Origin of the sequence: Blastococcus sp. MG754426 (assembly GCF_021699055.1) — a bacterium.
GTDB lineage: Bacteria > Actinomycetota > Actinomycetes > Mycobacteriales > Geodermatophilaceae > Blastococcus.
In genome coordinates this window covers 18,674-29,241 of the sequence record NZ_SSXC01000054.1, presented here as the reverse complement: position 1 = coordinate 29,241, position 10,568 = coordinate 18,674, and the positions used below count along the sequence as shown (strand labels likewise).

Genomic DNA, 10,568 nt, shown 5'->3' with positions numbered 1-10,568 from the left:
GCGTTCGTCGCGGGCGGGGTGCAGATCGCGGTGTTCCGGCTGCGCGACGGCTCGCTGCACGCGACCCAGGCGGCCTGCCCGCACGCCGGCGGGCCGCTGGCCGACGGGCAGACCGACGTCGACGTGCTGGTCTGCCCGCTGCACCAGTACGCCTACCGCTGGGCCGACGGCGCCTCGACCAGCGGCGCCGCCCCGATCCGCGTCTACCCGGTGCACGAGGAGGACGGCGCCCTCGTCGTCACCCTCTGACGCGGCGCTTTGTGCTCAGAACGCCGGAAGGGGCTCACGGGTGCATCCGGGCGCCCTTGACCACCTTGTCGACGGCGTTCCTCGGGCCGTGCAGGGCGATGCCGACGAGGTCGAGGTCGGCGGCGGCCACCGCCCGGACGGCGGCGCGGTTCTCGGCGTCCCCACCCGTGGCGAACAGGTCCGCGGTGAACACCGACGTCGGCAGCCCGCGCTGCAGCGATCGCTCCCTGGCCGAGGCGAGCACGTCCGCCGAGCCGGTCATCACGAGTACCGGCTGACGGATCATGGCCAGGTACCGGGTGCCGTCGGCGTCCTCGTACGGGCGGCCGATCAGTTCGGGGATCGCCGCCGCCACCGCGCCGGCCAGGAACGCGGTGACGTTGAGCTCCTGCCAGGGCAGCAGCCCCTCGCGCAGGAGGACGACGATCTTCGTCGGCCAGGGCGGGCCCGACTCGCCGGGGACGGCGACGGTGCCGGGCGTGCTCTCGGAGGCGGTCTGCGCGATCGTCATGGCGTCCAGCGTCGCGTCGCCACCGCCCTGGGGTCTTGTACGTTCCTGACGTGACAGGCCCGGCCGAGGTGGTGGCCTGGCGCCCGCGGGTGCCCGGGCTGACCGAGGTGCTGCACGCCCGGTTCCCCGACCACGCCTACCCGTCGCACACCCACGACGCGTGGACGCTGCTGCTGGTCGACGACGGCGCGGTCCGCTACGACCTCGACCGGCACGCGCACGGCGCCTCGCGGGCCGTCGTGACGCTCCTGCCGCCGGGCGTGCCGCACGACGGGCGGTCCGAGCTGCCGACGGGCTTCCGCCAGCGGGTGCTCTACCTGGAGCCGGAGGCGCTCGGGGCCGAGCGGGTGGGGCGGGCCGTGGACCGGCCGGAGTTCGCCGACGACGTGCTGCGCGACCGGGTCTCCCGGCTGCACGCGGCGCTCACCCCGCACTCGGAGGACCTCGAGGCGCAGAGCCGGCTGGCGTTCGTGATCGAGCGGCTCGGGCAGCAGCTGGACCGGGTGGTCGCGCCGCCCGGCACCGTCCGCGACTCCCGGGTGGCCGACGCGCTGCGGGAGCTGCTGGACGCGCGGCTGGTCGAGGGCGTGGACCTGGGGGTGGCCGCCGGCCGCTTCGGTGTCACCCCGACGCATCTGGTCCGGGCGTTCACCCGGCGGCACGGCCTGCCGCCGCACCGCTACCTGACCGGCCGGCGGATCGACCTCGCCCGCCGGCTGCTGCTCGACGGGGTGCCGGCCGCGCAGGTGGCGACGGCGGCCGGTTTCTACGACCAGGCCCACCTGACCCGGCACTTCCGCCGGATGCTGGCGACGACGCCGGCCGCCTACGCCCGCTCGGCCTGAGCTCCGGTCGCCGGGCGGGCGCGGACGTGCATCCGCTCGCCCTGCGGGCCGAAGAGCACCAGCGCCTCGGCCGGCTCCGGGAACGGGTTGGAGAAGGTGTGGGGCACGCGGGTGTCGAACTCGACCACCTCGCCCTGCCCGAGCACGAAGTCGCGCGCGCCGAGCAGCAGCCGGATCCGGCCGGAGAGCACGTAGAGCCACTCGTAGCCCTCGTGCGTCTTCTGGTCGGTCTCGGTCACCCGCCACCGGGCGGGCAGGATCATCTTGAACGACTGCAGGCCACCGGTCTGCCGGGTCAGCGGCACCATCGTCATGCCGTCCTCCCGCTCGATCGGACGCCCGTGCACCCGTGGGTCGGCCGGCGCCGGGGTGTCGACCAGGTCGTCGATCGCCACGCCGTAGGCGCGGGCCAGCGGCAGCAGCAGCTCCAGGGTGGGCCGCCGCCCGCCGGACTCCAGCCGGGACAGCGTGCTCACCGAGATGCCGGTGGTGGCGGCGACGTCGGAGAGGGTCGAGCCGCGCTCGGTGCGCAGCGCGCGCAGCCGCGGGCCCACGGTGGCCAGGACGTCGTCGTCGGTCATGCCGCCAAGTTTGCCACTCCGGCAATCATGCTTGCCGGAGCCGCCGCCTGGGCCGACAGTGGGCGCCATGGACGAGCGGTACGACGTGGTGGTCATCGGAGGCGGCGCGGCGGGCCTGAGCGGAGCGCTCACCCTGGCCCGCGCCCGGCGCAGCGTGCTGGTGGTGGACGCGGGGGAGCCCCGCAACGCCCCGGCCGGGCACGTGCACAACTACCTCGGCCGGGAGGGCACGCCCCCCGCCGAGCTGTACGCGATCGGCCGGGGCGAGGTGGAGGGCTACGGCGGCACCGTCGTCCCCGGCCGGGTCGTTGGGGTGCGGCGCGAGGGCGGCGGCTTCCGGGTCGCCCTGGAGGGCGGCGGGTCCGTGCGCGCCCGCCGGCTGCTGCTGGCCGCCGGCCTGACCGACGAGCTGCCCGCGATCCCCGGCGTCGACGAGCGCTGGGGCGGCACGGTGCTGCACTGCCCCTACTGCCACGGCTGGGAGGTCCGGGACCGGGCGGTCGGCATCGTGAGCACCGGCCCGATGGGGGTGCACGCCGCGGGGCTCTGGCGGCAGTGGACCGACGACGTGGTGCTCTTCGTGCACACCGGCGCCGAGCCGACCGAGGAGGAGCGCGAGCAGCTCGAGGCGCGGGGGGTGCGCATCGTCCACGGCGAGGTGGCCGGGCTGGAGGGCGCCGCCGCGGTCCGGCTGGCCTCCGGCGAGCTGGTCGAGCGGGACGCCGTCGTCGTCGCCACCCGGATGGTCGCCAACGCCGAGCTGCTGGCCGACCTCGGGGCCGTGCCGGTGCCGGTGGAGATGCACGGCGCGGTGCTGGGTACGCACCTGCCCGCCGACCCGACCGGGCGCACCGACGTGCCCGGCGTCTGGGTCGCCGGCAACACCGGCGACGTGAGCGCGCAGGTGGTCGTGGCCGCGGCGCAGGGCCTCCGCGCCGGGGCGATGATCAACGCCGACCTGGTCCAGGAGGACGCCCGGGACGCGGTCGCCCGGCGGCGGGAGGTGGCGGCGTGAGCGCCACCGACCGCGAGACCTACGACGAGCTGTACCGGTCGGCACCGGCGGTGTGGAGCGGCCGGCCCAACCGGCAGCTCGTCGAGGAGGCGGCCGGGCTGCCGGCGGGCACGGCGCTGGACGCCGGGGCCGGCGAGGGCGGGGACGCCCTGTGGCTCGCGGAGCGGGGCTGGCGGGTCACCGCGGTGGACTTCTCACCGGTGGCCCTGGAGCGGGCCGCCGCGGCGGCGCGGGCCCGCGGGCTGGCGGACCGGGTCGAGTGGGTCCACGCCGACCTGGAGCAGTGGGCCCCGCCGGCGGGCGGCTTCGACCTGGTGGCGGCGCACTACCTGCACGCGACCTGGGCGGACCGTGCCGAGGTGTTCCGGCGGCTGGCGGCGGCGGTGGCGCCCGGCGGGACGCTGCTGGTGGTCGGGCACCTGCTCGGCGACGGGTGGGGCCACGGGGAGCACCACGCCCACGAGCCCGGGGTGCTCTACACCGCCGAGGACGTCGCGGCCGTGCTCGACCCGGACGAGTGGTCCGACGTCGTCACCGAGGTCCGCGTGCGCGACCCGGGGGCGGCGGAGCGGACCGGCAACCCGGTGCCCGACACCGTGCTCGTCGCGCGGCGGGCGTCGAGGAGCCGGTAGCGGCGGGGGAGGGATTCCCCGAGGGCCCGGCGGTGGTGCGCCTCCTCGGCCAGCTGGCGCGCGGCGACGACGGCTGCGCTCTCCGGCCGCGCGTGCCGGCTGACGGGCATGACGGGCTCCCTCCGGGTCCTCTGCCGGGGAAGACGTGCCGGGGAGGGCGGTCGGCACCACCGCCCGGATCACGAAGCGGTGACGATCCGGCGGGTCAGCTGCGCGGGAGGCCCAGGTCGGCGAGCGCGGCGGTCACCGCGTCCTCGCGGAGCACCTCCAGCACGAGCAGCCGGTGCACGAGCACCCCGCTGCGGGTCAGCCGCAGGTCGGCCATCCGGAGGCGGGGCAGCGCCGCGCCGCCGGGTCGCGGCTGGGCCGGCGCCGGGTCGAGCAGCCCGGTGCGCTGCAGCTCGGCGACGTCCTCCCGCGCAGCCCACGTCGTCCAGCCGCGCGGGTCGTCGTCGAGCGGGGTCATCGGCAGCGGCACCCGGTCGCGGCGGCCGACCGCGGCCAGCAGCGCGAGCTGCCGCCAGCCGAGCGCGCCGGCCAGCCGCAGCGCCCGGCCCACGACCCCGGGGTCGAGGTCGGGGGAGACGGCGACCTCGGCGAGCAGGTAGCCCAGGTGCCGCACCCGGCGCTCGTCGGTCGAGGCGCGGGCGGCCAGCAGCACCGTCTCGGTCAGCTCGTCGGCGACCGGCCGGTTGCCCGGGCGGCCGGCGAGGAAGTCGTCGCCGCGCACCGCCCGCCCGGCGCGGTGCAGCGTCACCGCGTGCTCGACCGCGAAGGCGAGCGCGGCCCCGGCCCGCACCCGCTCGCGGCCGGTGGGCAGGCCGGCGGCGTCGGCGGCGGCCCGGCGGAGCACCGCGGCGAACCCGTCGTGCACCTGCACCCGGGCGGCGGCGGGCTCGAAGACCACGGTCGCCGCGGCGGCGCTCATCGACCCCGCCACCGGGGCCCCGGCCTCGATGAGGCTGCGCCCGGTCGTGGTCTCCTCGGCTGCGGTCACCCGGCGATCTTCGTCGGTCGGGACGTCCGGCTGCACCCCGGGACGGCGCCGGCTCACCCGCGCGGGCCACGGGAGGCCCGGTCCGGGGGCCGCCGGCCGCTCACACGCCGGCGCGCTGCATCAGCGTGCCGCGCCGCAGGTAGACCGCCCAGGTGACCGCCACGCAGAGGACGTAGAAGCCGCAGAAGGCCAGCAGCGCCGTCTCCACGCCACCGGTCGCGCCGTAGGACTCCGACACGACCCGCGGGATGAACACCGCCCCCAGGGCGCCGACCGCCGAGATGATGCCGACGGCCGCCGCCGTGTCGCGCCGCGCGCGGTAGAGCACCTCCGCGGTGCTGTCCCCGGGGTGCGCGGCGGCCGCCTCGGCGCGGTAGATGATCGGGATCATCCGGTAGGTGGAGCCGTTGGTCATGCCCACGACCGCGAAGAGCACCAGGAAGCTGGCCAGGAAGCCGCCGAAGCTGCCGGCACGCAGGAACGCGATCGCCGTGCCGATCGCCGCGGCCTGGCCGACGAAGGTGACCACGGTGACCTTCGCGCCGCCCACCCGGTCGGCCAGCCAGCCGCCGAACGGCCGGGACAGCGAGCCGACCAGCGGGCCGAGGAAGGCGTAGCGGTAGGTGTCGGCGGCGAACTCGTTGGCCAGCACCAGCGGGAAGGCGCCGGAGAACCCGATGAAGGAGCCGAACGCGCCGATGTACAGGAAGGACATCACCCACGTCTGCCTGCGGCGGGCGATCGCGGCCTGGCCGGCGATGTCGGCCCGCGCGCCGGAGAGGTTGTCCATCCCGTACCAGGCGCCCACCACCGCCAGCACGATGAACGGCACCCAGATGAGGGCCACGTTCTGCACGAAGCGGGCCCCGCCGTCCGCCGTCGTCCCCGTGCTGCCACCGACGACGGCGATCGCGCCGGCGGTGACCGCCAGCGGGCCGACCAGCTGGATGATCGCGACGCCGATGTTCCCGCCGGCCGCGTTCAGCCCGAGCGCGAAGCCCTTCTCCTTGTCCGGGTAGAAGAACGAGATGTTCGCCATCGAGGAGGCGAAGTTGCCACCGCCGAAGCCGCAGGTGACCGCCGTCAGCACCCAGAACCAGTAGGGCTGATCGGTGGTCGCGGCGACCGTGAGCAGGGTGACCGGGACCAGCAGCAGCGCGGCGCTGACCACGGTCCAGTTGCGGCCGCCCAGGAGCGCCGGCATGAACGTGTACGGCACCCGCATGACCGCGCCGACCAGCCCGGCGGTGGCGACCAGCCAGAACAGCTGGTCGCTCGTGAACCCGTAGCCGATCGAGGCGAGCACCGCGGTGGCGACGCTGAACATCTGCCACACGCTGAAGCCGATGTTCTCGGCGAGCACCGACCAGGCGAGGTTGCGCCGCGCCACCGGGCGGCCCTGCGGCGAGTCCCAGAAGCGCGGGTCCTCCGGGTCGTAGTGGTCGATCCACCGGGAGCCGCGCCGGGCCTGGGGCGCGGGCGCGGGCGCGGCCTCCTCGCCGGTCGTCCGGGCGGTGGGGGTGGTGGTCATCGGCGCATCCCTCGCACTCCGGGGCCGCCCGGGCGGGTGGCTCCTGTGCCGCCCGACGCTAGGAACGGGCCGTTTCCGGACCGCCGCGCCCGTGTGACCTCTCGGGAACGACCCGCTCACCCCCGGAGCGGTCGCGCGGTGAGGCGCGCGCGACCCGCCGGGGCGTCGGTGCGCGGTGCCACGATCCGGGGCATGGCGATCGAGGTGCGGCCGGCGAGCAGCTTCCCCGACGTGGCGGCGGTCCTCGGCCCGAAGCGGCCGGACGCCAACGTCTGCTGGTGCCTCAGCTACCGGCTGGCGACGTCCAAGGAGAACCGGGAGCTGGTGGGGCCGGCGCGCGGTGAGCGGGTGCGGCAGCTGGTGGCCGAGGACCCGCCGCCCGGCGTGCTCGCCCACGACGGCGAGGAGGTCGTCGGCTGGGCGGCGGTGCACCCGCGGGCGGGCACGAGCTTCGCCCGCAACCGCAGGATCCCGCACGTCGACGACCTCGACGTCTGGTCGCTGTGGTGCGTCCGCGTCCGCCCGGGCCACCGGGGGCAGGGCATCGCCCACCACCTGGTCGCGGGCGCCGTGGAGCTCGCCCGGGCGCACGGGGCCCCGGCGGTCGAGGCCTACCCCGTGGACAACGACGGGCGGAAGGTCGACCTGACGATGGCCTACGTCGGCACCCGGGCGCTGTTCGAGCGCGCCGGCTTCGTGAAGGTCGCCGACACCGGGTCGGTGCTCGACGGGTTCCCGCGGGTCCTCCTGCGACGCGACCTACGGGCGGAGAGCTAGACCGCGAGCCGGTAACCGCGCTTGACGACCGTCTCCACCAGCGGGGCCCCGAGCGCCGCGCGCAGCCGGGTCACCGCCATCTCCACCGCGTGCCCGTCCCCGCCGCCGGGCAGCGCGGTCACCAGGTCGGTGCGGGGGACGACGCGACCGGGCCGGCGGGCCAGCTCCCGCAGCACCGCCAGCGGACCGGGGGGCAGCTCGACCACCCGGCCGTCGACGACGGCGGCGTGGCCGCGCACCTGCAGCGTGTGCGGCCCCACCTCCAGCACCGGGTCCCGCTCGGGCAGCCGGGCCACCACCTCGCGGGCGAGCGCGCCCAGGCGCGCGCGGGCGGGCTGGAAGGAGTTGATGCCGGCGGCGTCCAGCGGCCCCGCCGTCACCGGGCCGACCGCGACCGCCTGCACCCGGTCGCCGAACGCGGCCACCAGCGCCTCCCGCTGACCGGCCTCCTCGGCCACCCGCAGCAGGCTCGCCGCGGCGGGTGCGCTGGTGAAGGTCACCGCGTCGACCGAGCCGGCCACGATGGCCGCGACCAGGCGGCGCACCGGCGTCACGTCCTCGGGCAGCACCCAGCGGTACACGGGGACGGTGAGCACCTCGGCGCCGGTCTCCCGGAGGCCGGAGACCAGGTCGGGCAGCGGGTCGCCGTGCAGCTGGACCGCGATCCGGCGGCCGGCCAGCGGGCCCTCGGCCCCCGACAGCAGGTGGGCGAGCACCTCGGCGGAGGACTCCGACTCCGGCGACCAGGCGTCGACCAGCCCGCCGCCGCGGATGGCGCCGCGCGCCTTGGGGCCGCGCGCCAGCACCCGGGCGCCGGACAGGTGGGCGACCAGGGGCAGGTCCCAGGCGTCGGCGGCCTCCAGCCAGCCGCGGAAGCCGACGCCGGTCGTGGCGATCACCAGGTCCACCGGCGCGGCGAGCACCCGGCGCGTGGCGGCCACCAGCTCGGTGTCGTCGGCCAGCGGCACGATCCGGATCGCCGGCGCGTGGACCACGCGGGCGCCCCGGCGGTCCAGCAGCGCCCCCAGCTCCTCCTTGCGGCGGGCCGCGGTCACCGCGACGGTGTACCCGGCCAGCGGGAGGTCCGGTCCGGCCGCGTGCTCGTCCTGCTCGATCACATCTCTCCCTCGCGCCGGTGCCCCACCATGGTGCGGCCTCGGGGTTACGGCGGCGTGACGACCCTCCGGGCAGGGCGCGCGACGGCGGTCGTCACGGCTGCTTCCACCGGGCCAGCAGCACGGTGGCGTCGTCCTGCAGGAGGCCCCCCTGGTGCTCGAGGACGGCGGCGGTGAGCCGGCGGACCGTCTCTGCGGGCGGCTGGCCGGCGCTGATGGCGCGGGTGAGGAACTCGGCGAGGCGCCGTTCGCCGAACCACGTGCCGCCGGCGTCCCGGGCCTCGGTGATGCCGTCGGTGTGGAGCGCCAGCCAGTCGCCGGGCTGCAGCATCTCCTCACCCACCGTGAGGTTCCGGTCGCCCAGCCCGAAGGGCAGCCGCCGGCCTCCCTCGAGCTCCTTGACCACCCGGCCGCCACGCAGCAGCACGGGGGCCGGGTGACCCGCGTTGACGTAGCGCAGCCGACCGGACGCCACGTCGACCTCGCCGATGACGCCGGTGACGAACTCGCCACCCGGGAAGTTCTGCGCGACGACGTCGTCGATCGCGCCGGCCTGGTGGAACACGCTGCGGTCGTCCCGGCGGGCGCTGCGGTACCCGGCCAGCGCGGCCGCGGTCACGAGCCCGGCGCGGACGCCGTGCCCCACCGCGTCGAAGATGCCGAGGGAGACCGTGCTCTCGGACAGGGCGTAGTCGAAGGCGTCGCCGCCGACCTCGTAGCTCGGCTCCAGTCTGCCCGCGAGCACGAAGGAATCCGTGGCCGCGGTCAGCGGCGGGAGCAGTTGCCAGATCAGCTCGGCCGAGGGCGACATGGGCCGGATCCGCCGCCGGCGCTCCAGGTCGTCGCCGTATGCCTCGAGCGAGACCAGGACGTGGGCGAGCAGGGAGGCCAGCCACCAGCACTGGTCGCGCAGCGCCGGGTCGTGCAGGTCTGCCTCCTCCTCGACGCGGACCTCCAGCACGCCCAGCCGGTCGGCGCCGTCGAGCACCGGCACCCACAGGCGCGGCCGGCCGTCCCGGTCCGAGGCGACCACCTGGACCGTGCGGAACGCCCGGCCGGCCATCGTGCTGTCCAACCCCAGGCCGCGCCGGTCACCGGACCCCGGGGCGTCGAGCCGCACGAGGCAGCTCTGCGCGTGGTCGATCCGGTGCACGGTGACCTCGACACCGAGCTTCCGGCCCGCGGCCGCGACGAGGGCGGGCAGCCGCTCCGGCGGCGCGGCGCCCGCCACCTCCAGGAGGGTGACGACCGCGGCCAGCGGGCCGCTGGCCGGCCGCCCGGCCCGGAAGGTCCGCGTGTACGGCACCCGGTGGCGGGTGAGGAGCTCGTCGAGCCGCTCGTTGACGGCGTGCGCCAGGAGGTCGTGCTGGGTGTCCGGGACTGGGGCGAGGCCGTTGAGGTAGGCGTCGACCTCCATGAGATCGGCGGTGCCACCGAGCGCGAAGTACCGCACCCACAGCTGCTCCAGGCCCAGATCGGCGTGCGCGTAGCCGGCGGCCAGGGCCGGCTGCTGCGCGTCCTGCGTCACAGCCGGCGGCGGCGGGCGGCCGGGTCGACCACCGCGCGGGCCGCGTCGGCGAGGGCGACGCCCTGGTCGCGGCTCCGGGAGAAGAGCATCCGCAGGGCGGTGTCCTCGTCCACGGAGTGCCGGCCCATGAGCACGCCCTTGGCCGTGCTGACCACATCCCGGTCGCGCACCGCCTGCCGCATGCCCTCGCTGAGCCGCCGGGCCCGGTCGTGGGACTGGACGTTGGCGACGAGGAACGCGGCCTGGGCGGAGAACAGGGTGAGCAACTGCTCGCTGCGCCGGTCGAACGTGCCGGGGTGGTCGGCGTAGACCTTGATGGCGCCGAGCCCGGCGTTCCCGGCGACCAGCGGGGCGCTCAGCGCGGCCCGCAGACCCAGGGAGCTCGCCGCACCGGCCCAACGCGGCCAGCGGCGCTCCCGCCGGAGGTCGTCGACGCGGACCACCTCGCGCGCGGTCGCTGCGGCGAGGCAGGGACCTTCGTCCATCTCGTACTGCAGCGCGTCCGCCGCCCGCACCCGGTCGTCGGTCGACCCGGAGGAGACCCGGTGACGGCCCTCGATCACCGAGACACCGGCCCCGCAGGAGCCCGTGACGCTCTCCTGGGCCAGCGAGCTGAGCAGGCTCAGCGACGTCTCCACCGTCTCGGCGGACAGCAGGAGACCCGACATCCGTGCGAAGACCCCGGCCAGCTCGTCGGTGAGGGGGACGGTGGGGCCTGCGGTTCGCTTGCCGTTCACGAGGTGCCTTCCACGGACGGCGCGCGGCCGCGTTCTCGATCGGCGTCGTC

The 10,568-nt window shown here is 76.5% G+C and carries 12 protein-coding genes; 5 read left to right on the top strand and 7 right to left on the bottom strand.

Annotated elements, in window-relative coordinates:
• Positions 1 to 249, top strand: a 249-nt coding sequence (locus tag E9549_RS16200) for a Rieske 2Fe-2S domain-containing protein (RefSeq protein WP_236827619.1), incomplete at its 5' end; no start/stop codon positions are given.
• Positions 250 to 283: 34 nt separating this feature from the next.
• Here the strand turns inward: E9549_RS16200 and E9549_RS16195 are convergent.
• Entirely contained in the window at positions 284 to 760 is a 477-nt protein-coding gene (locus E9549_RS16195) for a DUF2000 domain-containing protein (RefSeq protein WP_236827618.1), read from the bottom strand.
• 50 nt (positions 761 to 810) lie between these two features.
• Here E9549_RS16195 and E9549_RS16190 point away from each other — a divergent pair, with 50 nt between their 5' ends.
• Positions 811 to 1,605: an AraC family transcriptional regulator gene (locus E9549_RS16190; protein ID WP_236827617.1), complete on the top strand. Its 795-nt coding sequence runs from the start codon at positions 811 to 813 to the stop codon at positions 1,603 to 1,605.
• On the opposite strand, the gene E9549_RS16185 is transcribed toward E9549_RS16190, so the two are convergent.
• Entirely contained in the window at positions 1,587 to 2,186 is a 600-nt protein-coding gene (locus E9549_RS16185) for a helix-turn-helix domain-containing protein (RefSeq protein WP_236827616.1), read from the bottom strand. The two genes, E9549_RS16190 and E9549_RS16185, sit on opposite strands and share 19 nt — an antisense overlap.
• Before the next feature lie 67 nt (positions 2,187 to 2,253).
• On the opposite strand from E9549_RS16185, the gene E9549_RS16180 reads away from it, so the two are divergent.
• Positions 2,254 to 3,201, top strand: coding sequence for an NAD(P)/FAD-dependent oxidoreductase (locus E9549_RS16180; protein ID WP_236827615.1), 948 nt, complete (start codon positions 2,254 to 2,256; stop codon positions 3,199 to 3,201).
• Positions 3,198 to 3,833 carry a bifunctional 2-polyprenyl-6-hydroxyphenol methylase/3-demethylubiquinol 3-O-methyltransferase UbiG gene (locus tag E9549_RS16175; protein WP_236827614.1) on the top strand — a complete coding sequence of 212 codons (636 nt, stop codon included), beginning with the start codon at positions 3,198 to 3,200 and terminating at the stop codon, positions 3,831 to 3,833. Before E9549_RS16180 ends, E9549_RS16175 begins: the two co-directional genes overlap by 4 nt.
• A 205-nt stretch (positions 3,834 to 4,038) precedes the next feature.
• Here E9549_RS16175 and E9549_RS16170 read toward each other — a convergent pair whose 3' ends face one another.
• Positions 4,039 to 4,830 (bottom strand): hypothetical protein, encoded by a 792-nt coding sequence (locus E9549_RS16170; RefSeq protein ID WP_236827613.1) that lies wholly within the window; start codon positions 4,828 to 4,830, stop codon positions 4,039 to 4,041.
• A 100-nt stretch (positions 4,831 to 4,930) separates the two neighbouring features.
• Positions 4,931 to 6,361 carry an MFS transporter gene (locus E9549_RS16165; protein ID WP_236827612.1) on the bottom strand — a complete coding sequence of 477 codons (1,431 nt, stop codon included), beginning with the start codon at positions 6,359 to 6,361 and terminating at the stop codon, positions 4,931 to 4,933.
• 192 nt (positions 6,362 to 6,553) lie between these two features.
• Between E9549_RS16165 and E9549_RS16160 the strand changes: the two genes are divergently transcribed.
• Entirely contained in the window at positions 6,554 to 7,138 is a 585-nt protein-coding gene (locus E9549_RS16160; RefSeq protein ID WP_236827611.1) for a GNAT family N-acetyltransferase, read from the top strand.
• Here E9549_RS16160 and E9549_RS16155 read toward each other — a convergent pair.
• The 3 genes from E9549_RS16155 to E9549_RS16145 all read right to left on the bottom strand — a co-directional run bounded on the left by E9549_RS16155 (position 7,135) and on the right by E9549_RS16145 (position 10,518).
• Positions 7,135 to 8,256 carry a uroporphyrinogen-III synthase gene (locus tag E9549_RS16155; RefSeq protein ID WP_236827610.1) on the bottom strand — a complete coding sequence of 374 codons (1,122 nt, stop codon included), beginning with the start codon at positions 8,254 to 8,256 and terminating at the stop codon, positions 7,135 to 7,137. The genes E9549_RS16160 and E9549_RS16155 overlap by 4 nt on opposite strands.
• A 91-nt stretch (positions 8,257 to 8,347) precedes the next feature.
• Positions 8,348 to 9,781 (bottom strand): PP2C family protein-serine/threonine phosphatase, encoded by a 1,434-nt coding sequence (locus E9549_RS16150; protein ID WP_236827609.1) that lies wholly within the window; start codon positions 9,779 to 9,781, stop codon positions 8,348 to 8,350.
• Positions 9,778 to 10,518 carry a GAF and ANTAR domain-containing protein gene (locus tag E9549_RS16145; RefSeq protein WP_236827608.1) on the bottom strand — a complete coding sequence of 247 codons (741 nt, stop codon included), beginning with the start codon at positions 10,516 to 10,518 and terminating at the stop codon, positions 9,778 to 9,780. Before E9549_RS16145 ends, E9549_RS16150 begins: the two co-directional genes overlap by 4 nt.
• Positions 10,519 to 10,568 lie beyond the last annotated feature (50 nt).

What these genes read in the sequence shown, in the direction of transcription:
- E9549_RS16195 (WP_236827618.1), bottom strand. Translation starts at nt 760, where the DNA reads ATGACGATCGCGCAGACCGCCTCCGAGAGCACGCCCGGCACCGTCGCC.
- E9549_RS16185 (WP_236827616.1), bottom strand. Translation starts at nt 2,186, where the DNA reads ATGACCGACGACGACGTCCTGGCCACCGTGGGCCCGCGGCTGCGCGCG.
- E9549_RS16180 (WP_236827615.1), top strand. Translation starts at nt 2,254, where the DNA reads ATGGACGAGCGGTACGACGTGGTGGTCATCGGAGGCGGCGCGGCGGGC.
- E9549_RS16165 (WP_236827612.1), bottom strand. Translation starts at nt 6,361, where the DNA reads ATGACCACCACCCCCACCGCCCGGACGACCGGCGAGGAGGCCGCGCCC.
- E9549_RS16160 (WP_236827611.1), top strand. Translation starts at nt 6,554, where the DNA reads ATGGCGATCGAGGTGCGGCCGGCGAGCAGCTTCCCCGACGTGGCGGCG.